Consider the following 22,208-nt stretch of genomic DNA (forward strand, 5'->3'; position numbering starts at 1 on the left):
AATCTATTCCGTTGATCAAATTAGCGGTTACCATGTAATGGTTACCGCGTTTCGAACGTTTGGTACCCGCCCCGTGGTTCTTCCCACGACTCCACCACATTATCGACGGAACCGGGGCGATTGGTCGACGTCGGCTCTTCACGCAACCGCGCCAAGAGCTCGGTAACGGGCGCCCGCTCACCTTCAGCGCACACGAGGACTCGGCCGTCGGAGTAGTTAGTCGCGGAGCCCACTAATCCGAGTTCGAGGGCTTGGCTTCGTGTCCACCAGCGGAATCCGACGCCTTGAACGTATCCATGAACCCACGCGGTCAGGCGAACAGGGTCATGCGACTGACCGGATTCAGCTGTAGCCATAAGCTTTGGTCCCTTCCCTACGAGCGTCTACTGCGCAGTATCCTACTCGGCTGCACCGGTTAATGGGCGGCCTACGAATTCTCACTCAGCGCGGACAGAACCGTTAGCACTGCGCCGAATGACTTGCGGGGCGGGCGTTCCCGGACGACGTCCATAGACTTCCTGACCGTCGCCGCGGATGGTGAGGGGATCACTCCCGTCCCAGCACTCGATTCTGTCGTGTCCAGGCAGATTCGGCAGATCGTCGCGGTGGAAGACCGGCGACAATCCTTGGTTGCGCTGCTGTCGGTAATTCTTGAGAAGCGCGATCGCAGCCCCGCCCAACGGGAGAATGGCGGTGAGGTTGATGGCCACCATGATGCCGGCGAACAGGTCCGCGAGTGCCCAGACGATGCCGACCTTACCCAGCGAACCACCCAGCACACAGAGGCACACGAGGAACCGGTATGCGGTCATCACTTTGTTATTCCTGGTGAAGAACTCAATGTTGGATTCACCGTAGTAGTAGTTTCCGATGACCGACGAGAAAGCGAGGAAGAAGATAATCACCGTCACCAAGTGGACTCCCCAGTGGCCCACGGCGGCCGCAACAGAGTTCTGGGTTAACGATGTCGACTCAACGCCTTCACCAAAGGACGGGTTGTTGAGCAAAATGATGAATGCCGTGATTGAGCACACGATGATCGTGTCGAAATACACGCCGAGGGTCTGAATAAGTCCCTGCTTGACCGGGTGGCTCACGGAGGCAGTCGCGGCAGCGTTAGGAATCGACCCCTCACCGGCCTCATTCGAGAACAAGCCACGACGAATGCCGTACATGAACGCCTGTCCGAAGGTTGCCCCCGCGACCTCGCGAATACCCAGGGCCGACGTCACGATCTCCGCAAACATGTGAGGAACCTGCTCAATATTCACCGCAACGACGATGAAACCGGTGACGATGTACAACACAGCCATGATGGGAACCAGCCAGTTGGTGACCGACGCAATACGCTGCACGCCACCGAACACGATGAGTGCCGTCAGGATGGCCAGCGCGACGCCCAACAACGCCTTCCACCACATCGCGTCGGAGCCCGTCGACTCGGTAATGGCGTCGACAATGGAGTTGGACTGAACCGCGTTATAGACAAATCCGTAGGTCACGGTAATGGCGACCACGAACACAGCGGCCAACCACTTAAGATTCAGCCCCTTGGTGATGTAGTAGGCCGGGCCGCCTCGGTAGGAATCGGTGTCCTTCACCTTGTACAGCTGTGCCAGTGTGGACTCGACGAATGCGGTGGCGCCACCGACGATGGCGACCAACCACATCCAGAACACGGCGCCGGGCCCACCGATGGTGATGGCCACTGCGACACCGGCGATATTGCCTGTCCCCACCCGCGATGCCGCCGAAATGGTAAACGCTTTGAACGCGGAGATTCCTTTTTTATCTTTCGAAATGTCACTGGGTTTTTCTGTCAGCGACCGAAACATTTCCGGAACCATACGGATCTGGACGACGACCGTACGGAAACAGAACCACACACCTGCCGCTAACAGCACCCACGTGATGACGGTCCATAACCCGTCACTCGAGCCAGTCACCGCGTTCTCAATAGCTGTCATAGTGAACTACCCTACGACCAACGACAGGAGATCCAGAATTTCTGGTGGCCCGCTCGGCGCTATCGGCAAACATTTAACATGTTTGAAATAAATGGGCAGAGAATCTCTAAAGAATCTCCGTCACAATGCGTCGTGGGCTTCGCGGGCCGCCTGGTGCTCCGCTTCTTTCTTGGTGTGCCCCTCCCCGTGACCCCACACTTTGCCCTGCAAGGACACTGTCGAGGTGAAATGCGGATCGTGGGCCGGCCCGGAAATCGTCGTGTTGTATTCCGGTTCTCCTAAACCACGGCCAGCAATCTTCTCCAGCAACTCCGTCTTCCAGTCCATATGCAGTCCGACGGTCGGCGCAGATTCAATCCTGGACTTAAACAAACGCAGAATAACGTCCTTCGCAGTCTGGAAACCATGCTCCAGATAAATCGCACCCAGCATGGCCTCTGTGGTGTCAGCCAGAATGGAATTTTTATCTTTGCCGTTAGTCAGCTGCTCACCACGGCCCAGCAGCACGTGTTCGCCCAGGCCAATCTCTCGTGCCACATCGGCCAATGCGTACATATTGACGACGCCGGCTCGCATCTTAGAAATCTCCGACTCAGTGCGGTCGGGATAATCCCGGTACAGGCGCTCCGCAACGGAGAGCCCTAACACTGCGTCGCCCAGGAACTCGAGGCGCTCGTTATTCGGCAGCATCCCGTTTTCGTTAGCGAACGAACGGTGGGTCAGCGCCAGGCGTAAAGCGTCGGCAGGAAGAGAGACTCCGAACCCATCGAGTAAAGGCTGATGATCAACATCACCAAAAGCAGCGACCCAGGCTTCTTCGCCCGTCAGCCGCTCGTGCTTCGAATTCTTTTGTTTAGACATCACGTAGATCTTTCAGCTTGTCCTGCAATCCTGCCCACCGCGGATCGACCGTCTCTGTCTCCCCGGATACTCCGTCGGGCTCGGGAGTTTGGGAGTCACACTCCTCACCAAACTCTTCGCACGTGGGAGAGAAAGGCAGTGACACTCCTGCTTCGTCGATAACGGCCTGGGTGAGATCCAACCGATTGTCTTTCACCATCGGGGTCGGATCATCGTCGTCCGCATCGTCGGAATCCTCCGAGGTGATAAAACCCTCTGTCAGCGCCCATACCCCGTTGATATGGAAGGAGAGGTGCGGGGTTAACGGTTTAAGGCACCGAACGCACTCGGCTTCACCGGAGCCCGAAATCTCAGCATCAACCACAAGCCCCTCGCCGACATTGGTGACCGTTGCGTGCACATCAAGAGGGGTGCCGACGCCAAACGCGATCATTTCTAGGCCGATGCGTACTGGCGATGGACCTTCGGTGTCGATGGTCTCTACAGCGCCCGATTGCTGCGATACCGTTGAGACATCCAGGGACAGCGGGTTATGTGCCGTCGGTGTCACTGATTCTTTGCGGTCAGAATGTGAAATTCCCATAACACCGCCCATGGTAATGCACCGCGGACACTACGTCCTCCTGTACCAACTCGGCCACCACCGCAGCAGGGCAAAACTGCACGACAAAGCGGCTTTCGCTGAGTCTTGAAATCGGCCTCAGACTCAACCACAAAGGTAGATGGTTTTAGTTCCGACGGGAGTCTCGGCCGCGGTAATCGTCGCGAGGTTCACGGGAAGCGGACCGGGAACGTCCGCCGGAAATCCCTGCCCCGCCACGCAAGGCAGCGCGATCCTTCCCCACCGTACGCAGCACTGAGGTCAAGGACTCCTCAAACTCGGCCAACTTCTGGTCGACGTACCGGTCGCAATCGCTACGGAGCTTATCCGAATCAGCATGGGCGGAATCGCGAACGCGCGTCGCTTCCTCATTCGCCATCCGTACGACTTCTGATTCGCTAACCAGGCGTGCCTGCTCTTTCAGGCCTTCGTTCACGCTGCGGTCGTAGGATTCATTACCCGACGCGACCAAGCGCTCTGCTTCAGCAGCCGCGCGACCTGTGACGTCGTCGTATTCACGCTGGGCATCTTGGACAATGGAGTCTGCCTCGTCCTCGGCGTGGGCGACCATGCCATGGGCGCGATCTTCCGCGTCATTCATCATCGCGTCGCACTTTTCTTGTGCTTCGGCTACTAAACGCTGGGCTTCAGCCTCGGCATCAGCCACCATGGAGTGCGAGCGTTCAGTGGCTTCGTTTATGATGCCGTCGCGCTTATCCAGAACATCCTGCGCATCGTCCATCTCAGTAGGTATGGCGTTGCGGATTTCGTCTAAAAGATCCAGGACTTCCCGGCGGGGAACCATACAGTTACTAGTCATGGGTACGCCGTAGGCCTGATCGACCATTTGGAGTAGTTCGTCGATGCCTTCGAAAGTTCTGTACATAACCACTAGCTTGGCAGAATTTTCGTAGTTTTGCAGGAAGCCACGCCAACTAGCCGACGAGACCCTTTAACATTCCTGCTCATCACGAGGGCTTAGACCGGAATTACTCTGAAAACTTCTGTTGCATCGCCGCGATGACGTGATCAGGCATGAGTCCCGACACGTCGCCGCCGTAGCGAGCCACCTCCTTACATAGTGTCGACGAAATATGCCCGAACTTCGGCGTCGTCAACAAGAAAAGGGTATCGATTCCAGAAAGCGACCTGTTCATCTGTGCCATCGGCAGCTCATAGGCGTAATCAAGTGAGCTGCGCAAACCTTTCACGAGGGCGCTGATGTGATGTTCCGTGGTGTAATCCACCAGCAGTTTGTTCCACGAATCAACATCGACGTTGGGCAAGTGCTCGACTGCTGTCCGGATCAGGTCACAGCGCTCCTCGACGGAGAAAAGGCCGTGCTTATTCGGATTAAACGTCACCAGCACCGTGACCTGGTCAAACTGAGCAGCTGCCCGCTCGATAATGTCCACGTGTCCGTTGGTGATGGGGTCAAATGACCCCGGGCAGACAACATGCATCCTTGTGTTCCTCTCTCTAGCGCTCCGCGTCCGTGCGCATCATTCTGTGCACATAATATCGAGCGCAATGCGGGCTAACGCTGGATCTACTCAGAAGCTGGATCTACTCAGAACGAGTAAAAGAGGCCATATCCATGCGCGCAGCCCCATATGTCCGCTTTTTTAACTTCTGCCCGGTCGGCTCATATCCCTCTGGCCACTGTGTCTCAGGGCTGGCAGATGAACGCTCCACCACCACAGCAGCCCCGTCCCTCAGATGGGGAGCCAACGCTACCAACATGTCGTGGACAGCTTCGTCGATGAGCGCATAAGGAGGATCGATCAGCACGATGTCGAAGTAATTCTCCGGCGCGCCCGATAAGTAACTGGATACTTTGAGCTGGACGACGTCGGCATCGACATCGCCGACGCGACGAATGTTGTCCTTGATGGTCTCGATCGCAGCCGAATCCGTATCGACGAAAACGACGCTATCTGCCCCGCGCGATGCTGCTTCCAACCCCAACGCGCCGGACCCGGCGAAGAGGTCAAGAACGCGGGCCCCATCGAAACCGAACCGGACACTGAGCGAGGAGAACACTCCCTCTTTGGCCCGGTCAGATGTGGGACGCGTGCCTTCGGCGGGGGCTTTAATGGTCCGCCCGCGTGCGTATCCTGAAATAATTCGCATCTCAATTCCCCTCTTTATGCCTGGACTGCGCTGCCGTATGCGCCGACGTGTGTATGGCCGTGTGTATTACCGCGTGCGCTACTGCGTTGTACCGCCACGCAAGAACTTCTAACTAATCCGTTATGGCTACAATCCTGTCGCCACCGTCGACATTGGAAAAATCGTCACGATCAAGTGAACCTACTGTACCGGCGACGGGCGATACCACGGGAGCTTCTAGCTTCACAGCTTCGACAACTGCGAGGGTTTCCCCAGGCTCTACCCGCTGGCCCGGGGTGACGTGGTAGTGAACAACTCCCGCGAAAGGCGCACAAATGTCCATGCGGTTCACTTTACCGTCCATGTTGGCCTGCTCTTTGTTCACCTCACCTGGGGAAAACTTACCCCGGCTAATCCCCCGCGAAACACTCACCCTTTGCCCAAGAACTCGCGTTCAGTACTGCTATACCCTTCGCTAAGCCGTCGGGCGAGACCAGGATCCGTCTGCACGATGTGCTCAGCTTCGGTTTTCGCCGCCTCAATCAGCGGTTCATCATGGACGACGTCGAGAAGGCGAATATGCGTGGATCTGCCGGACTGATCAGCTCCGACGAGGTCTCCCTCACTGCGAGTGGCCAAATCTAATTCCGCAAGAGCGAAACCGTCAGTGGTGGCCGCAACCCCCTGGAGACGTCGGTACGAGTCACTATCTTCCGGCTGGGCCGTGTGGAACAGGCACCACGATGCATGACTCCCCCGGCCAATCCGCCCACGGAGCTGGTGAAGCTGCGAGATGCCAAAGCTCTCGGCTTCGCGGATCAACATGAGCGTTGCGTTAGGGACATCAACGCCCACCTCGATCACGGTCGTCGAGATCAACACGTCACAGTCGCCGCGCGAAAACTTCCCCATGATGCGTTCTTTGTCAGGATTGGGCAGTTGCCCGTGCAGCATCCCAACCCGTAACCCGTGGAGAGGACCAGCCGTCAATTGCTCGTACATGTCATTCACGCCGCCCTCGCCCTGGATCCGCGGACATACGATGTAGGCCTGCCGGCCCGACGCTACTTCCTCCCGAATCCGCTGGTAAGCGCGGTCAAGCCACCCCTTCTTCCACTCCGGAACGACGGAACTCTGGATGGGTTTCCTGCCCCCGGGGAGCTCAGTGATCGTCGACACGTCGAGATCCCCAAACGTAGTCATCGCGACCGTACGCGGAATGGGCGTGGCAGTCATCACCAGCTGGTGCGGAGTGAGCGGCCCGTCCTCCGTGTCACGCCCTCGACCGCGCAGGCGATCGCGCTGCTCAACACCGAACCGATGTTGCTCATCGACGACGACCAGCCCGAGGTTGAAGAATTCGACATTATCGCTGAGTAACGCATGGGTGCCGACGACGATATCCGTCTCCCCGGTCATGAGCGAGAGGAGGGTCTCTTGGCGCGAGGACGCCGACATCGACCCTGTCACCAGGCGAATCGTGGCGGCGACGCCAGCGTTAGCCATCATCGTCATCAGCGAGTGTGCGTGCTGCGCGGCCAACACCTCAGTAGGGGCTAAGAGCACCGCCTGATATCCGGCGTCCACTGCCTGAAGCATGGCGATGAGAGCAACGATCGTTTTTCCCGACCCTACGTCCCCTTGGAGTAGCCGACACATCGGTGTGGTGGCGGCGAGATCGTCGCCAATCTCGTCCGTGACCGCGCGTTGTTGGTCCGTCAGGGCGAAAGGCAGGCCGGCTAATAACTCGGCGCGGTATCCGTCCTCGCGAGGAGGACATTGCGGGGCGCGACGGTCCGCTGCAGCGTGGCGTCGTAAAGCAAGAATCAACTGCAAACCCAAGGCCTCATTAAAAGCAAGACGCTTGCGGGCCATGGCTTGATCTGCCCACGAGGACGGCATGTGCATTGCCCGGATGGCGTGATCCAGCGACGGCAGGGGTTTGCCCTGCACAGTAGGCACGCGCGGCAGGGGGTCCGGGATGTGATCGCTATGGGTGAGGACGGTGGTAATCGCGTCCAACGTGGTCCACGAATCCACGCGGACCGGGCGCTTCGAACCCCGTTTTGAGCGCTTCGCTGGACGCTTGGTTGATTGTTTGCCCGTCTTTGAACTGCCCGTCTCACTACCAGTAGCCGACGAGAACCGCGATGATTCACTCTTCAGCGGGTAGATAGGCAAAAGCGGAAGCTTGGTGACCAGCGCTGCGGTGTCACGATCAATGATGTTTCGGGATGAACCTCGTTGAGAACCATGTTTGGCCGGCTCATCTGGGGGTTGAGCATCTAATGTCCACTCGTGCGCGAAGTCAATCACCTTGTAGTCGGGATGCGCTAGTTGCAGCGCCCCTCGATACTCCGAGACTGTGCCCACGAAGATAGCTCGGGTTCCGACGATCAAATCTCGAGCCGGAGCAAACGCGTTAAAAAATGTGGCGTTGATAGTCTGGCAGCCGTCGGTAATGACCACCGTGTACAGGCGCTTTCGGGTGCGGGTCGTGATCTTGTTCCCGCGGAGAATCTCCCCCACGAAAGTCACGGTGGTCCCCACGTCAACAGACCCCATATCCGACGTCGACCCGGGCTCGACATACCGGCGCGGGAACCATTCCACCAGCTCAGCAACCGTCGATACCCCGACGGCAGCTAAGTGCGAACGCGTCGAGTCAGGAAGGGAATCAGGCAGGGGAACGACGAGCGGCTCCCACCCCATCATTGGGCGCACGTGTTCCACCTCCCTACTGCCGACGCTGCGAGGGCACGCTTCGTGTACATCACCATTACTCCACACCGATCATGACAGCTGCACCGCACTTCGGGATGGTGAAGAACGAATACTCCGCGTTATCCGACTGTGGAAGCGATTGCACCACCCGGGACCAATGATCGTCGGCAGAAATGACGGTGACGAGTTCGCCGCCTTTGGCAAGTAATTTGGTGACAGTTTCCCAAGCGCGGATCGCTGCAGGGGGCGGTGTGAGTTCGCCGCTGGTGGGGCCGTCGTCATGGTGGCCGGTATCGTTACGGCCGCCCATGTCGTCATAGCTCAGGGCCATCGTTGTTGTCCCCCGTGCTGCGTCAACCATGGCCGCGGCGTCCGCGTCGAGAGATTGTGAGGGATCATGAACCGCCATGGCAGCCAAACCTGCGCACAATGATGATGCCGGAACGACGACAACATTCGGCATGTGCCCATCCACGTCGTGGGGATCAACAATGCCGTTCGTGAGGAGCACTACTTCATCAACATCTTCTTTCGCGATGGCCTCACGTAAAACGTCAAATTGATGCTGTTCAGCGGCTTTTTCATCTGCTTCTATGACGACGGTGTCCGCCCCGGCACGACCAAAGAATGCTGCTGCATCCTCACTCGGCACCACGGCTAAGACGGACCGTAGCCGCGGCCGAGCAGTCTGCAAGGCGGACGGACGATCCGCAGAAACCTGGTGCAGAGTCTCAACCGTGAGTTCGGACACGTCACCGCGCTCATACGCCCCAGAAATGACCTCGCCAGCCCGGTTAGTGTGAATGTGGATGCGGGCGGAATGGTCCGTCAGTGCGCCCACAATCAGGCTGTCGCCCAGGGGAACCAAGAACGTCCGCAGATCCTCAAGATCCGTGTCCTCGATAAAAAACATGACTTCGAGCTGTGACGCCGACGCATCCGCTGCTGTGCTTTCACCACTGGCGCTTCCGCCGCTAGTGTGTCCGGCGCCGGTTTCATCGTTTCCCGTGCCCGGCGCGGAAGCCCTCATAGCGTTTATTGCAGCACTGGCAGAGAGCCCCTGCGCCGACCACCCGCTCCCCGTCAGTAAACTATCACCGCTGGTCCACGTTGTTTTTCCATCAATGTCCGCGGGGTTGAAAGCGTCAACATGACCGGCCCGCGTGCTTAGTACTCGTTCCAGCTCTTCTAACAGGACGACGAGACCACGCCCGCCGGCATCAACGACACCCGCGCGTCGTAACACGGGAAGCTGCGACGGAGTGCGTTCAAGAGCTCGGCTCGCGGCAAGCCTGGCAGCGTGTGCCACTGCACCCGCACTGTCGGTCGAGTGAGCAGCCGACGTCGCCGCAGCAGCTGCGGACCGCAACACGGTGATAACCGTTCCCTCGACCGGATTCACGATGGCAGCCTGCACGAAACGCAAACTATTCGATAACGCGTCACATACCGAAGCACCGTTCAAAGGCCCGGCTTGCGCAGACTCGGCGAGCCCTCGAAGAAGTTGAGAAAGAACAACACCTGAATTTCCGCGCGACCCCTTCGTCGCTCCAATAGCTAGTGCTATGGCTGCTTCGGAGGTCGTTAATTCCGTCGTGTCGTCGCGGTGCGGACTAGAACCAACCCCAGTACCGTTTCTAGTCCGCAACCTGCTCTTTTTCATCTCACGCTCGCGAAGAGCATGGTCCAAGGCAGACACAGCCGACGCCATCGTGAATGCCATATTTGATCCGGTGTCGGAATCCGGCACCGGAAAAACGTTCAGGCGGTTAATCTCTTCCTTCTGCCGGGCCAGGGTATGGGCGCAGGCACGCGCCCACCGCTGAAGCGTCGTGGAGTCAATGGCATCCGGCAGTGATTTGGTCATGGAAGTGCCCATTCGACGGGTTCCGCACCTTGGCTGACCAATAGCTCATTGGCCCTGCTAAACGGGCGTGAACCGAAGAATCCCCGGCTCGCCGATAATGGCGATGGATGCGGGGAGCATACGGTCGGGGTGTTCCCCAACCACTTCGCGGTACTTTGCGCGTCTCGTCCCCACAAAATAGCCACCAGCGGGAGATCCCTCTCAGCCAGCGCTTTGATGGCGCACTCGGTTACTTCCTCCCACCCTTTGCCACGGTGTGATCCCGAATGGCCGGGCTGCACAGTGAGAACCCGGTTAAATAACGCCACACCATGTTCCGACCACGAGGTTAAGTCCCCAGTGGAGGGGGCCGGGCATCCGATATCCTCCTGTAATTCTCGGAAAATGTTCGCCAAACTGCGGGGAATCGGTGTGACATCCGGGTGAACTGAAAAGCTCAACCCCATCGGATGGCCAGGTGTCGGATATGGATCTTGCCCCACAATCAAGACCTTGACCTGGTCGAATGGGTAAGTGAATGCCCGCAACACGTCGGTCCCTGCTGGTAAGTATCCACGGCCGGCTGCGTTTTCCTCTCGCAAAAAATCGCCGAGCTCGTGGATCCGGTCGGTAACAGGATCCAGTGGCTCTTTCCAGCTGTCGTGGATCGGTAACGGTGTCTGCAGGGTCATGGTTCACACTTTAGCGACGCTGGCCCAGCAGGCTCCACACTCTTCGGCATTACTCTCTACCGGACGACTCACCGCCGAAAGGATCCCACCCTAATGTGAACGTCGGCGGCTGCCCGTCGATAGTTAACGGCTCGGTACCCTGTTTGTGGACGCGGCCGAGGAAGCGGAAGCCCGAGGGAATATCCGCTCCGGTGGTGGCGAGAAGAGCGTGGTCCTCACCGCCCTGGCATATCCATTCCATGGGGTCGCGGCCCAGCAAGCGAGCCGCTTCACGCACAGCCGGATCCGGCGCGATCGCGTCCTTATCGAGGTCAATCGTGACGTGACTGGTCCGAGCCATCGTCGAGAGGTCAACAACGAGCCCATCCGAGTTATCCGTCATCGCTGTGGCCCCGGTGGACCGTGCCACCGTGCCGCGCGCCCGAGCCAAAGAGGGGACGCGAAAAGCGTCCACCAGCGTCTGAAGGTGCTCTGAATCGGGAATGGCGTCGGGCGAACCGAAATGCTCGAGCAACGCCCAACCCGCTGCCGAGTACCCCAGCCGTCCACTGGCTATCAGCGTTTGCCCCGGATGAGCGCCTGATAGCGACAAGGCCGGGGCTGGTCCTGCCAGCTCGCCGATCGCGGTGATGCTGAGCGTCAACCGCTCGCTAGTCACCACGTCTCCCCCAACCAGTTCCGCGGGCCACCGGCCGGCCTCGTCGGCAATGCCCCGTGCAATCCCGGTGAGAACGTCACTATCCAGCTCTGGCGGGGCCGCAACTCCTAAAAGAAGTGCAACCGGACGCGCCCCCATCGCTTCTATATCCGCGAAATTTTGCACCACAGCACGGCGACCCACGTCATAGGGCGTCGACCAGTCACTCCGAAAATGCTGGCCCTCCACCAAAAGATCCGTGCTACACACCGTTTTCGACGCAAACGATGACGGAGAGAGAACGGCGGCGTCATCACCATTCATGTCGGAAGGAGCGGCTGAGCGGATGGCGTCGATCACGCCCCGCTCACCTAGGCTACGTATAGGTTGTCCCATTATTCTCTCATCTCAGCGCGACTATCGACATGATGATAATTGATTCCGTAACAATCGGCCGTTGACGCACCGAGACACACCGGGACACACCGAGCGCGCTCCGGGGCAGCTACAGAACCGCCACTGGCACCCGAGCAGCAAGCGACCACCAGTACACTGAGAAATTATGTCTGATGACCAGCCGACTACAGACGAAATCCAACGACTCACCGGCCCAGGAACGATCATTTCCCTCGTCTTGGCCGTCGGGTTAGTCGTCGGTGTCATCATTGCTGCCCGAATTGCGTACGACCACGCTGAGCACCAGCCCGTCACTCTCAACACCATCGATGCGCCTGGTGCGTCGTCGGAGGAATGCAGCAGTCTTATCGACAACCTCCCCAACCACCTCGGTTCTTATGATCGGGTGTCGCTGTCAGACCCAGCCCCTGATGGTGCCGCTGTCTGGATCGATGGCGACAATCGCATAACGCTGCGCTGCGGGGTTCAGCCACCCGATTCCTACACAGCATTATCGACGACGGAAGAGCACGGCAAGGACGAATCCGGCGGCCAGTCAGAGGGTATTCGCTGGTTAGGCATTGCCGACGCCCGCGGTGGCGATAAGCCCGTCACGGATTCCGTGACCTGGTACACGCTGGGGCGCGCGCAAGAGGTTGCCGTCACTGGACCCGAGGATGTGGCAGATGATTTGAGCGATCTTTCTGGTGCGCTGCACCACAACCCGGTGTCGGACGCATCGGCGACAGCGCATCCAACTCAGACACCGTTATCTACGCTCCCCGTCACGGATGAGGCGGCTCGTGGCAAGCAATGTCGTAGTGTCCTTGATACGCTCCCCGGTCACTTCGGTGCGTTACAACGTACGACAAAGGACGCGCTGGGTAACGATCTTCCCGACGGAATGGCAGCGTGGACGGCACCCCGGCGCGACCCCGTCGTCGTGAGGTGCGGAGTGCAGCAGCCCGAGAGTTACCACCCTGGGGCTCAGCTCCAACAGATTAATGATGTTCCGTGGTTTAACGACGGAACGCCCGGTAACCAGCCCGAGGCGGAGGATTCCTCGGGGGATTCGGCGGAGAGCTCAACGCAGAACGCGCCCGAGAACACTTCCACATCGGCGACGGATAACACCTGGTACGCACTGGGATACAGCGATATCGTCGCTCTTTCGATGCCGGCGTCGTCGGGAAATAGCGTCATTACAACGCTGTCCAACGCAATCAGCAAGAATATGGAAAAGTCCGGGGATTAAACGAGGGACTAAGCCAGAAGGCTAAGCCAAAAATCGTTAGGCCCCGGGGTGGGCCACCATCGCACGTTGGATCAGGAGATCCAAGAGGTCGGGATAGTCAATCCCCATCGCACCGAACATTTGTGGATACATCGAGATCGGCGTGAACCCAGGCATGGTGTTGATCTCGTTCAGCACCGGGCCACGGTCCGTCACGAAGAAATCAACGCGTGCCAGGCCTTCACAATCCAAGGCGTGGAAGGTTTCCACAGCGAGTTCGCGGATGTGGCGGATGGTGGCGTCGTCAAAGTGCGGTGGGATTTGTGCCGTAATGACGTTATCCAGGTACTTTGTGTCGAAACCGTAGAACCCTTCGTCGCCCGATTCGGTGTCCTCGAGCTGCGCGGGAAGGGAAGCCTCAACAGTGCCATCTGGCCGCTGAAGAACGCCGCACTCCACTTCCGTGCCCACAATCATGGACTCCACAATGACCTTGGAATCATGCTGACGCGCCAGAGCGAGAGCGTCGTCAAGTTCATCCCACTGGTCAACCTTGGAAATGCCGATGGAGGACCCACCACGCGCAGGCTTCACAAACACTGGCAGGCCCAGAAGATTCTTTTCTTCCTCGGTCAAAGAACGCGTCTCACGAAGGACGACGTCACGCCCGATGGGAAGCCCTTCCGCCGCGGCCAGTTTCTTCGTGAACTCCTTGTCCATCGACGCCGCTGACGCCAATACACCTGCGCCGACGTAGGGGACGGAGGCCATATCAAAGAGCCCTTGGACGGTACCGTCTTCACCGAATCGCCCGTGGAGAACAGGGAAAATGACGTCGACGTCGGCAAATACCTGACCAACGTCAGGGCCGTCCGCATAGACAAAACGGCCAGCGTGCTGCGGGTCGAGTGACAACGACAAGCTGGTGCCGGCCTTCACTTCCGGCAGCTGCCGCTCACGAATGGATAGCTCCTTCGGATCCGAGGACCCTACTACCCAACGCCCATCTCTCGTGATACCGATCGGAACCACCTTGTAACGGTCGGGGTCGAGGTGAGAAATCACAGCGCCCGCAGACACACAAGAAATGGAATGCTCAGAACTACGCCCACCATAAACGACGGCGACGCGGATGCGACTGTGCTCGTTATGGCCGCTGTTCTCGTCGCGCTCCCCACCAGCACCCGGACCTGATTGAGTCGTAGCAACTAGGGGCGATGCCGACTGCGATGTGATGTCCGCCGACGAGTCAGATGAAGGTTCAGATCTAGTCACGGGGACTAAGTGTAGCGGCACTATGCGATGTCGCGGTACTACTCCGCTTTGGTATCGCGCTCCATCAGGTTCATAATGCTCTCTTTCACGGTGGCGCCGTCAAAGCACACCGAGACCACCGCATCCGCGATAGGAACGTCGACACTATGAGCCCGGGCCAACGACTGAATTGCCCGGCACGCGTTAACGCCCTCCGCGACTTGTCCGTGGCAAGCTTCTTGCGCTTCCTCGAGGCTCATTCCCTGACTGAGGTGCTCCCCGAATGTTCTGTTCCGCGACAGAGGTGAATTACAGGTTGCTACTAAGTCGCCGAGCCCGGCGAGCCCGGAAAATATTGCAGGGTTAGCGCCGAGAGCCGTCCCGAGACGCACTGTTTCAGCAAGCCCGCGCGTTATGATCGTCGCTGCGGTGTTAAAACCCAGGTTCTGGCCAGCCGCCATCCCCGCAGCTAGAGCAATCACATTCTTCGCGACTCCCCCGATCTCACAGCCAATAACATCCGTGTTGGTGTACGGCCGGAAATAGGCCGTCGTACACGCTTCCTGAACCCGTTTGGCGCTGTCATGATCGGTGCAGGCCACCACCGTCGCCGCCGGTTGCTCGTCCGCTACCTCCTTAGCCAGATTAGGCCCGGACAGCACTGCGATCTTCTCCGACGGCCGCCCAGACGCCTCCGCGATGACCTCACTCATTCGGCGGGCCGTGTCACGTTCAAGCCCCTTCGGCAGCGACACAATCAACGCGTCGTCGGGAAGCAATTCTTTCCAGTGGGTCAGACTGTCCCGAACCACATGGGACGGAACACCCAGCACAACAGTGTCCGCATCCGTCAAGGCCACGCGAGGATCACTCGTCGCAGTCACAGCATCGGGGATAACGACGCCCGGGAGGTAGCGCTGGTTGCGCCGTGTCGATTGGATCTCATCGGCCACCTCGTCGCGCCGGGCCCACAGTCTGACCGTGTTTCCAGCGTCGGCAAACACTTTCGCCATCGTGGTTCCCCACGATCCTGCCCCCATCACCGCTACTGCAACCATTGCGGACCATCCTTCCCTTCGTCATGCGCACCCTTTGTCATGCGCACTATCGCGTGGGTGCCGCGCCCTTCCCCACCGTGTGCGGCCCTTCCCCACCGTGTGCGTCGGCTCGTCTTTTGGATCCAGCCTAACCGCCCCTATTCGGGCTCGCGCGGATTAACCTCTCACCATTGTTTGAGTTCCTCGCTTATCGTTGACATAGATTCACTCCACAGAATCCCCGGGAGGATACACATCACTATGTCGAAGAAACGTTCATCCCAGTCACACCAAGCCACTCTTGCCGACGCTCCTCTGCCCGGATCACAGGAAAGTGGCAAAAACACGAAGCACCGGTCCGACGCGGAGGGTCGCGTGCAGGGTATCGCCCGTCACCCCGCCCGGGAACTGGACAAAATTACGCTGGCCGCCGGTGCGGTCGTGTGGCGACGTCGGCAGGGAGCGGATTCTTCTACACCGGCCGCTGATGAGTCGTCGCGTGATTCGTCGGCAAGTACTGTGACCGTGGATGACATCGAGGTCCTCCTGATTCACCGTCCACGGTACGACGATTGGTCGCTGGCGAAGGGGAAACTGGATCCCGGTGAGACCCTCCCCATGACGGCTATTCGGGAGATCAAAGAGGAGACCGGTTACGACGTCACGTTGGGGAAACTTCTGGGCCGGGTGACGTATCCGGTGAAGAGTAGGACCAAGGTGGTGTATTACTGGACGGCCGAGAGCGTTGGTGGTTCCTTTGAGGACAATAACGAGGTTGACCAGCTGGTGTGGTTGCCGTTAGAGGAAGCGAAGAAGCGCACGACCTATAAGGTGGATGCGGAGATCCTTGAGAAGGCGGCCCGCGACATTGTCCTCTCCCCCACGTCCCGGATCATTCTTATCCGTCATGCTCATGCCCATCCGCGCGAGGGGTGGGGCGGTAATGATAATCTCCGGCCTCTTGACCGGAAAGGCCGCCGTCAGGCCGACATGTTGCCCCGCGAGTTGGCGGGGTTTGGAATCACCCGGTTGTATTCGGCAGATCCGATCCGCTGTCAGACCACGGCCGAGCCACTATCTCAGAGTTCGGGGCTGCACATTACTATCGACGAGCTGTTCGGCGACAAGGGCTGGGCCGCGCACACGGCCGATGCGAAGCGTCGGATTTCGGACATCATTACGCATGGCGGAGTTTCCGCAATCGTCAGCCAAGGAGAAGCGATTCCGGAGATCATTGCCTGGTTGTCGTCACAAGGGAACGCGTCGATCGATGACATACCGTGTAAGAAAGGCAGCGCATGGGTGCTGACGTTTGTCGACGGGAAGCTATCCGGCGCGGACTATCTCGCCAGCCCGCTGCCGATTAAATAGCGGCGACGGACGCTGGTTGCCGGCCCCCGGACGCTGGGCACTTAAATCGTCGTCGGCATAAACGGCGAGCGCGACTTTTCGTATTGCGTGATGGCGTCTTCATTGCGCAGCGTCAGCGCAATGTCGTCGAGGCCCTCCATCAACCGCCACCGCGTGTGGTCATCGATATCGAACCCAAACACCGCATCGCCGACCGTGACTGTGCGTTCTTCGAGGTCGACGGTCATGGTACGGCCCGGTTGTTCATCCAGAAGTTTCCAGATCAACTCGATATCTTCTTCAGTCATTTGCGCGGCAACAAGCCCGTTCTTGCCTGCGTTGCCGCGGAAAATATCGGCAAACCGCGCAGATATAACGACGCGGAATCCATAGTCCATCAGGGCCCAGGCCGCGTGTTCGCGGGAGGATCCGGTACCGAAATCTGGCCCGGCAACAAGAATCGACCCGTTCTTGTACGTGTCCTGGTTGAGGACGAAATCGGGATCTTCCCGCCATCGCGCGAATAATCCATCCTCGAATCCGGTCCGCGTGACCCGCTTCAGGTACACGGCGGGAATTATCTGATCTGTATCGACGTTGGAGCGCCGGAGTGGAACTCCCACCCCAGTGTGGCTAATGAATTGCTCCATAACCGACCCTTTCTGTGTGGCGTTGTTCGTGGTGTGTGCGTTTTCCTATGCGCGTTTTTCTATGCGCGCGTGCGCGGCGTTCTTTCAGCTACTCCGCTCTATGCACTCGTTGCAGTGCTCTGCGGTGACGCCGTCTCACTGTGTGCGCTACCTACTGGACTGAGATCTGCTGGCGACGCAAAACGACCTTGGACAGCAGTAGCTGCGGCTACATAGGGGCTCACGAGGTGCGTCCGTCCACCCCGCCCTTGGCGGCCTTCAAAGTTACGGTTCGACGTCGACGCACAACGCTGACCTGGCGAAAGCTGGTCAGGGTTCATCCCCAGGCACATCGAGCACCCGGGCAGACGCCACTCGGCACCGGCTTCGGTGAAAATGGCGTCCAGGCCTTCTTCCTCAGCTTGCTGCTTCACGCGCGCGGATCCCGGCACCACCAGCATGCGGACCCCGTCGGCAACTCTCCGACCCTTCACGACGGACGCTGCCGCGCGCATGTCTTCAATGCGGCCGTTCGTACACGATCCAACGAAAACGACGTCAATGGGAACGTCGCGCATGGAAATCCCAGGGGTGAGATCCATGTACTTCAGGGCTTTCTCACACGCCGACGCTTCTTCTGCGTCGGTAAAATCTTCGGGCCCCGGAACGGGTTCCCCGAGTGCAATGCCCTGGCCGGGGTTTGTTCCCCACGTAACGAACGGCGTGATGTCGCTGGCATCGAGGTTAACGACGGTGTCGAATTCAGCGTCGTCGTCGGTCCTCAGCGATTTCCAATATTCGACGGCACCGTCCCAATCCTTCGGAGCGTGCGGGCGGCCCTTGATGTAGTTGAACGTCGTCTCGTCGGGGGCAATCATTCCGGCCCTCGCGCCCGCTTCAATCGACATATTGCACACCGTCATCCGGGCTTCCATCGACAATTGGCGGATCGCTTCGCCGCGGTACTCAATGATGTGTCCTTGACCGCCGCCGGTTCCGATCTTCGCAATAACAGCCAAGATGATGTCCTTGCCCGTCGTTCCTTCAGGGAGGGTCCCGTCGACATTAACCGCCATTGTTTTGAATGGCTTGAGGGGCAGCGTCTGCGTCGCCATCACATGCTCTACTTCGGAGGTTCCGATTCCAAACGCGATAGCGCCGAAAGCTCCGTGGGTTGCGGTGTGGGAATCCCCGCACACCACCGTCATCCCCGGTTGAGTCAGCCCCAATTGTGGCCCGACGACGTGAACAATGCCTTGTTCGCGGTTCCCCATTGGGAAGAGCTTGACGCCGAATTCTTCGGCGTTTTTCCGTAGCGTCGAGACCTGTGTGCGCGACGTGATGTCTTTAATCTCTGCTACGTCGCCGGTCTTGACCCCAATGGTGGGGACATTGTGATCCTCGGTGGCGATGGTGAGGTCAGGCCGGCGAACCGGTCGGCCCGCCATGCGGAGGCCGTCGAACGCCTGGGGCGAGGTCACTTCGTGGACCAGGTGCAGGTCAATGTAGATGAGGTCAGGGTCCCCATTATCCCCGCGTGAGACAATATGGTTTTCCCATACTTTCTCCGCCATCGTGCGCGGGCGGTCCTTGTGGTCGTCCTCAGCAGAGTCCGAGAGCGTCGTCGATGGTGTGCGAGTGGTAGAGGCTCCGGTGGTTGCGGAGGTTTTGTCTGCGGTGGAGTTCGTCATTCTCCAATCCTTCCGTCGTGTCGGCTGCCGTTCCGACGTCCGAGCGTCTCACTATGCAAAATGATAGTATCAAAATATGGGAAAATTAAGCGACTTTGACAACGAACTCGACGACAATCACGCGACCTTCAACCCCGATAGTGGGATCAAAGTTCTTGATCGATCTTTACTCATCCTGCGCACAGCGACCACCCGCCCCATGAACCTGAGCGAAATATGCTCCGCAACCGGGCTGCCACGCGCAACGGCACACCGATTACTTACCGCGCTCCATGTTCACCGATTGCTCGAACGCGATAAAGATGGCCGCTGGAGTGCAGGCCCAGGGCTCTCCGAACTATCCCCCGCCAGCTCGGACCGAATTATCCAGGCCGGAATGACGGTCATGCGCAGCCTCATGGAAAAAACCAACGAATCCGTCCAGATTTACCGCCTCACGGGCAATGTCCGCACATGCATCGCGTCCATCGAACCGGCGAGCGGACTACAGAATACGGTCCCCGTCGGCGCACGCATGTCGCTGCTTCGCGGCTCAGCTGCTCGAGTGTTAATGGCCTGGGCACCGGAGGAAATGATTCAATCCATTATTCCCGACGCCGCCTTCACGGAGGAGGATCTTGCGGAGACACGCGCGACGGGCGTCGCTGAATCAATCGGTGAACGTGACCCGAGTTTAGCCAGCGTCTCGACGCCGATCCGCGCGAGTCAAGGCGTCGTTGCAGCCTTGTCTATTTCAGGCCCTGTGGAACGCTTACGACCCTCGCCACAACAACTGTATGGAAATCTTATCCGCGAGGCGGCCGAAAGGATTAACCAGTCATTGCAGTGAAATTTCTCAAGTTAGTCAGGCTTGACCGCGAAGAGTCATCACAATAAGTACGATATTCAGCCCGATAATGAGCGCTGAGATGACAACACCTATCCATTTCAGCGCTTTATCCCGGTACTGCCCCATGACTTTCCCGCCCGTCACCATTTGCAACGGGATGAGAGCAAACGGAATACCAAAACTCAAGACGACTTGTGAAATAACAAGTGCATAGGTGGCATCTATATTCAGCCCAATAATGAGGAGCGCCGGAATGAGCGTAATTGCGCGCCGTATCCACAGCTTCACTTGGAAATGAAGCATTCCCTTCATCACTTCGGAGCCGGCATATGCCCCGACCGACGTCGAGGCGAGTCCGGAAAATAGCAGCCCGATGGCGAAGATGACGCCTATTGCGGGCCCTAATGCGCTGCTCAGAGCAGCATGGGCACCTTCGATGGTGTCGGTCCCGTGTCGGCCACTTAAGGCGGATGCGGCCAGCAAGAGGAGCCCGATATTCACGAGCCCCGCGATTCCGAGCGCGATAATAATGTCGATACGGGTCGCTTTTAATAAACGACGAATAACGTGGGGATCTTCATGGCCCGCACCATGCCGATGGATAACTAATGACGAATGTAAGTAAATAACGTGGGGCATCACCGTTGCCCCCAGCATCGAGGCAGCGAGTATCACGCTATTGCTTCCTTCAAAGCGGGGAACTAATCCCCCCGCGATTCCTCGAAGATTGGGTGGAGCAAGAAACAAACCTGCAAGGAAACCAAAGGTGATAATGACCAGCATTACTATGATGACCCGCTCGAATACCTTTTGAGCGGTTCCCTGCGTTAACAGCAGAGCCATCGAGACTGCCCCGACAATGATCCCGCCCGTCAGCGGGGATACCCCGAACAATAGATGCAGGGCGACGGCACCACCGATGATCTCTGCGAGGTCAGTAGCCGCCGCCACAATTTCCGCTTGTAGCCAATATGCGATTCGCCACGGTCGGGAAAGCCGTTGGCCTAGCAGCTGGGGAAGGCTCTTCCCGGTGACGATTCCGAGCTTGGCGGCCTGATACTGGATGATCATGGCCATCAGGTTCGCGGCCGCGAGCACCCACACCAGTAGATATCCGTAGGTCGCCCCCGAGGAGATATTCGCTGCAACGTTACCAGGGTCCACGTAGGCAATAGCAGCGATGAAGGCTGGGCCCAGCAGGCCGATAAGCCGCTTCGATGAAGGAGATGCCGGTGGCTGTGACACGGGGTCGGACGAACCTGAGGCTGGTTTTCCGGATGGTCGCCGTCCGCTGTGAGAATCGAGTGATTTCGTCGGCACAGCCTGCTCTGAATCTGACGTAACCTACTCCTTCCGTGAGAGTTTCAGCTTATCGGTTCGGCAGTGCGCCGTCGTAATGTCACACTCTCTCGCGTGGCCTCACGTGCGTGATCTCACGCGGCACATGCCAATGTGTGGGGAACAACAGAGATGGTGATCTCGTCGTACTTAGACAGGCGCATGACCTCGCCATCCAGTTGGACGTGGGAGTCTTTTTCCAAGATGAAATGCCACCGTTTTTCTCGGTCGGTGTTGTGGAGACCCAATGTGCTTGCGCGGAACAGGTAGCCGACAAGCATGGCGAGTGTCAGGCTTTTGTGCTTAACGACATCGAATTTCCCGTTTGTTAGCGAAGTGTGGTCACTAATTTTGATAACTTTGCTCATCCTGGGGACATTGGCAAACACCAAATTATCGAATTTTTCCTGGTGGCCTTCGTGAATGATTTTCACAGGCTTCACTGAGAAGAGGTTCCTGAGGACAATCCAACCCTGATTCCACTTGGTCAAATGCGCCTCAGTGAGTTTTTCTCCGATATGAGGAGTCAGACCGAACCCGATATAGGAATGCGCATAACGCTCAAGATTATCTTTTCCAGTACTAACCAATTTAAGGACATCGATATCCGTATAATCACTGGTAATAATGCGATGCGCTAATGTCTTACCATTACTCAGCGCGTGATAATGATCGTTTGCATTACCGCTCGGCAAGATAGCAGTGCGAATGTGGTCGTGGGGATAACGCATAACGCCATTGACTACTTCGTTATACGTTCCGTCACCGCTGGAGCAAGCGATAACATGAATGTTCTCGGATTCTTTGGTGATCTGAGCGGCTAACTTCTCGGCATGACCCGGATATTTCGTGGCTACGACAGTGACCTCAAAGAGTCCCTCCAGCTGATCAGCCAACCGTCGTGCGCGTGTTTCGCTGTCACCTGTCGAGTGGGGATTAAAGAGGATTGTTACTGGTGTCATATCTTTTCTGTCGTCGTCGTTTGGAGATTATTTCGGTCATTCATCCTG

The 22,208-nt window shown here is 58.1% G+C and carries 21 protein-coding genes; 3 read left to right on the top strand and 18 right to left on the bottom strand.

Annotated elements, in window-relative coordinates:
* Positions 1 to 41: 41 nt before the first annotated feature.
* The 12 genes from KCQ76_RS01740 to KCQ76_RS01795 form a co-directional block, all read right to left on the bottom strand.
* Positions 42 to 356, bottom strand: coding sequence for an acylphosphatase (locus KCQ76_RS01740; protein ID WP_046202467.1), 315 nt, complete (start codon positions 354 to 356; stop codon positions 42 to 44).
* Positions 357 to 437: 81 nt separating this feature from the next.
* Positions 438 to 1,967, bottom strand: coding sequence for an alanine/glycine:cation symporter family protein (locus KCQ76_RS01745; protein WP_046202468.1), 1,530 nt, complete (start codon positions 1,965 to 1,967; stop codon positions 438 to 440).
* Between the two features lie 120 nt (positions 1,968 to 2,087).
* Complete coding sequence (rnc, locus tag KCQ76_RS01750) at positions 2,088 to 2,828, bottom strand: ribonuclease III (protein WP_046202469.1); 741 nt, start codon at positions 2,826 to 2,828, stop codon at positions 2,088 to 2,090.
* Positions 2,821 to 3,411 carry a YceD family protein gene (locus tag KCQ76_RS01755; RefSeq protein ID WP_046202725.1) on the bottom strand — a complete coding sequence of 197 codons (591 nt, stop codon included), beginning with the start codon at positions 3,409 to 3,411 and terminating at the stop codon, positions 2,821 to 2,823. The genes rnc and KCQ76_RS01755 overlap by 8 nt, the downstream gene beginning before the upstream one ends.
* A 145-nt stretch (positions 3,412 to 3,556) precedes the next feature.
* Positions 3,557 to 4,315 carry a FliH/SctL family protein gene (locus KCQ76_RS01760; RefSeq protein ID WP_046202470.1) on the bottom strand — a complete coding sequence of 253 codons (759 nt, stop codon included), beginning with the start codon at positions 4,313 to 4,315 and terminating at the stop codon, positions 3,557 to 3,559.
* Between the two features lie 103 nt (positions 4,316 to 4,418).
* Positions 4,419 to 4,892 carry a pantetheine-phosphate adenylyltransferase gene (gene coaD / locus KCQ76_RS01765; RefSeq protein ID WP_046202471.1) on the bottom strand — a complete coding sequence of 158 codons (474 nt, stop codon included), beginning with the start codon at positions 4,890 to 4,892 and terminating at the stop codon, positions 4,419 to 4,421.
* A 103-nt stretch (positions 4,893 to 4,995) separates the two neighbouring features.
* Positions 4,996 to 5,562 carry an RsmD family RNA methyltransferase gene (locus KCQ76_RS01770; protein ID WP_012731832.1) on the bottom strand — a complete coding sequence of 189 codons (567 nt, stop codon included), beginning with the start codon at positions 5,560 to 5,562 and terminating at the stop codon, positions 4,996 to 4,998.
* Positions 5,563 to 5,674: 112 nt separating this feature from the next.
* Positions 5,675 to 5,884, bottom strand: coding sequence for an acyl-CoA carboxylase biotin carboxyl carrier protein subunit (locus KCQ76_RS01775; protein WP_041629395.1), 210 nt, complete (start codon positions 5,882 to 5,884; stop codon positions 5,675 to 5,677).
* An 86-nt stretch (positions 5,885 to 5,970) separates the two neighbouring features.
* Entirely contained in the window at positions 5,971 to 8,256 is a 2,286-nt protein-coding gene (locus tag KCQ76_RS01780) for an ATP-dependent DNA helicase RecG (RefSeq protein ID WP_046202472.1), read from the bottom strand.
* Between the two features lie 64 nt (positions 8,257 to 8,320).
* Positions 8,321 to 10,132, bottom strand: a complete 1,812-nt coding sequence (locus tag KCQ76_RS01785) for a DAK2 domain-containing protein (RefSeq protein WP_146003197.1) — start codon at positions 10,130 to 10,132, stop codon at positions 8,321 to 8,323.
* Complete coding sequence (locus KCQ76_RS01790; protein WP_046202474.1) at positions 10,129 to 10,803, bottom strand: uracil-DNA glycosylase; 675 nt, start codon at positions 10,801 to 10,803, stop codon at positions 10,129 to 10,131. The genes KCQ76_RS01785 and KCQ76_RS01790 overlap by 4 nt, the downstream gene beginning before the upstream one ends.
* Before the next feature lie 49 nt (positions 10,804 to 10,852).
* Positions 10,853 to 11,836, bottom strand: coding sequence for a thiamine-phosphate kinase (locus KCQ76_RS01795; RefSeq protein WP_046202475.1), 984 nt, complete (start codon positions 11,834 to 11,836; stop codon positions 10,853 to 10,855).
* 166 nt (positions 11,837 to 12,002) lie between these two features.
* On the opposite strand from KCQ76_RS01795, the gene KCQ76_RS01800 reads away from it, so the two are divergent.
* Positions 12,003 to 13,091: a DUF3515 domain-containing protein gene (locus KCQ76_RS01800; protein WP_046202476.1), complete on the top strand. Its 1,089-nt coding sequence runs from the start codon at positions 12,003 to 12,005 to the stop codon at positions 13,089 to 13,091.
* 36 nt (positions 13,092 to 13,127) lie between these two features.
* Here the strand turns inward: KCQ76_RS01800 and KCQ76_RS01805 are convergent, their stop codons facing one another.
* Together KCQ76_RS01805 and KCQ76_RS01810 are read right to left on the bottom strand one after the other, a co-directional pair.
* Positions 13,128 to 14,204: a D-alanine--D-alanine ligase family protein gene (locus KCQ76_RS01805; protein ID WP_046202726.1), complete on the bottom strand. Its 1,077-nt coding sequence runs from the start codon at positions 14,202 to 14,204 to the stop codon at positions 13,128 to 13,130.
* 179 nt (positions 14,205 to 14,383) lie between these two features.
* Positions 14,384 to 15,382, bottom strand: a complete 999-nt coding sequence (locus tag KCQ76_RS01810) for an NAD(P)H-dependent glycerol-3-phosphate dehydrogenase (protein WP_221914775.1) — start codon at positions 15,380 to 15,382, stop codon at positions 14,384 to 14,386.
* A 240-nt stretch (positions 15,383 to 15,622) separates the two neighbouring features.
* Here KCQ76_RS01810 and KCQ76_RS01815 point away from each other — a divergent pair, with 240 nt between their 5' ends.
* A complete protein-coding gene (locus tag KCQ76_RS01815; RefSeq protein ID WP_082089812.1) occupies positions 15,623 to 16,732 on the top strand; it encodes an NUDIX hydrolase in 1,110 nt (369 codons plus the stop codon).
* Between the two features lie 41 nt (positions 16,733 to 16,773).
* On the opposite strand, the gene leuD is transcribed toward KCQ76_RS01815, so the two are convergent.
* Positions 16,774 to 17,361, bottom strand: coding sequence for a 3-isopropylmalate dehydratase small subunit (gene leuD / locus KCQ76_RS01820; protein WP_046202478.1), 588 nt, complete (start codon positions 17,359 to 17,361; stop codon positions 16,774 to 16,776).
* Between the two features lie 98 nt (positions 17,362 to 17,459).
* The gene (leuC, locus tag KCQ76_RS01825; RefSeq protein WP_373369100.1) at positions 17,460 to 19,031 is read right to left on the bottom strand and encodes a 3-isopropylmalate dehydratase large subunit; all 1,572 of its coding nucleotides are present in this window, start codon (positions 19,029 to 19,031) and stop codon (positions 17,460 to 17,462) included.
* Between the two features lie 76 nt (positions 19,032 to 19,107).
* Here leuC and KCQ76_RS01830 point away from each other — a divergent pair, with 76 nt between their 5' ends.
* A complete protein-coding gene (locus tag KCQ76_RS01830; RefSeq protein ID WP_180962442.1) occupies positions 19,108 to 19,860 on the top strand; it encodes an IclR family transcriptional regulator in 753 nt (250 codons plus the stop codon).
* A 15-nt stretch (positions 19,861 to 19,875) separates the two neighbouring features.
* Here KCQ76_RS01830 and KCQ76_RS01835 read toward each other — a convergent pair whose 3' ends face one another.
* Both KCQ76_RS01835 and KCQ76_RS01840 read right to left on the bottom strand, forming a co-directional pair.
* Complete coding sequence (locus KCQ76_RS01835; protein WP_046202730.1) at positions 19,876 to 21,105, bottom strand: Nramp family divalent metal transporter; 1,230 nt, start codon at positions 21,103 to 21,105, stop codon at positions 19,876 to 19,878.
* 188 nt (positions 21,106 to 21,293) lie between these two features.
* On the bottom strand, positions 21,294 to 22,160 hold the full coding sequence (locus KCQ76_RS01840) for a diacylglycerol/lipid kinase family protein (RefSeq protein ID WP_046202479.1): 867 nt from the start codon (positions 22,158 to 22,160) through the stop codon (positions 21,294 to 21,296).
* Positions 22,161 to 22,208 lie beyond the last annotated feature (48 nt).

The sequence above is a fragment of the Corynebacterium parakroppenstedtii genome (assembly GCF_019754935.1).
GTDB lineage: Bacteria > Actinomycetota > Actinomycetes > Mycobacteriales > Mycobacteriaceae > Corynebacterium > Corynebacterium parakroppenstedtii.

Coding starts and splice junctions, on each gene's coding strand:
- coaD (WP_046202471.1), bottom strand. CDS start 4,892: ATGCATGTTGTCTGCCCGGGGTCATTTGACCCCATCACCAACGGACAC.
- KCQ76_RS01800 (WP_046202476.1), top strand. CDS start 12,003: ATGTCTGATGACCAGCCGACTACAGACGAAATCCAACGACTCACCGGC.
- KCQ76_RS01760 (WP_046202470.1), bottom strand. CDS start 4,315: ATGTACAGAACTTTCGAAGGCATCGACGAACTACTCCAAATGGTCGAT.
- KCQ76_RS01780 (WP_046202472.1), bottom strand. CDS start 8,256: ATGATGGGGTGGGAGCCGCTCGTCGTTCCCCTGCCTGATTCCCTTCCT.
- rnc (WP_046202469.1), bottom strand. CDS start 2,828: ATGTCTAAACAAAAGAATTCGAAGCACGAGCGGCTGACGGGCGAAGAA.
- KCQ76_RS01810 (WP_221914775.1), bottom strand. CDS start 15,382: ATGGTTGCAGTAGCGGTGATGGGGGCAGGATCGTGGGGAACCACGATG.
- KCQ76_RS01775 (WP_041629395.1), bottom strand. CDS start 5,884: ATGGACATTTGTGCGCCTTTCGCGGGAGTTGTTCACTACCACGTCACC.
- KCQ76_RS01770 (WP_012731832.1), bottom strand. CDS start 5,562: ATGCGAATTATTTCAGGATACGCACGCGGGCGGACCATTAAAGCCCCC.
- KCQ76_RS01785 (WP_146003197.1), bottom strand. CDS start 10,132: ATGACCAAATCACTGCCGGATGCCATTGACTCCACGACGCTTCAGCGG.
- KCQ76_RS01755 (WP_046202725.1), bottom strand. CDS start 3,411: ATGGGAATTTCACATTCTGACCGCAAAGAATCAGTGACACCGACGGCA.
- KCQ76_RS01745 (WP_046202468.1), bottom strand. CDS start 1,967: ATGACAGCTATTGAGAACGCGGTGACTGGCTCGAGTGACGGGTTATGG.
- leuC (WP_373369100.1), bottom strand. CDS start 19,031: ATGACGAACTCCACCGCAGACAAAACCTCCGCAACCACCGGAGCCTCT.
- KCQ76_RS01795 (WP_046202475.1), bottom strand. CDS start 11,836: ATGGGACAACCTATACGTAGCCTAGGTGAGCGGGGCGTGATCGACGCC.
- KCQ76_RS01840 (WP_046202479.1), bottom strand. CDS start 22,160: ATGACACCAGTAACAATCCTCTTTAATCCCCACTCGACAGGTGACAGC.
- KCQ76_RS01830 (WP_180962442.1), top strand. CDS start 19,108: ATGGGAAAATTAAGCGACTTTGACAACGAACTCGACGACAATCACGCG.
- KCQ76_RS01790 (WP_046202474.1), bottom strand. CDS start 10,803: ATGACCCTGCAGACACCGTTACCGATCCACGACAGCTGGAAAGAGCCA.
- KCQ76_RS01740 (WP_046202467.1), bottom strand. CDS start 356: ATGGCTACAGCTGAATCCGGTCAGTCGCATGACCCTGTTCGCCTGACC.
- KCQ76_RS01815 (WP_082089812.1), top strand. CDS start 15,623: ATGTCGAAGAAACGTTCATCCCAGTCACACCAAGCCACTCTTGCCGAC.
- leuD (WP_046202478.1), bottom strand. CDS start 17,361: ATGGAGCAATTCATTAGCCACACTGGGGTGGGAGTTCCACTCCGGCGC.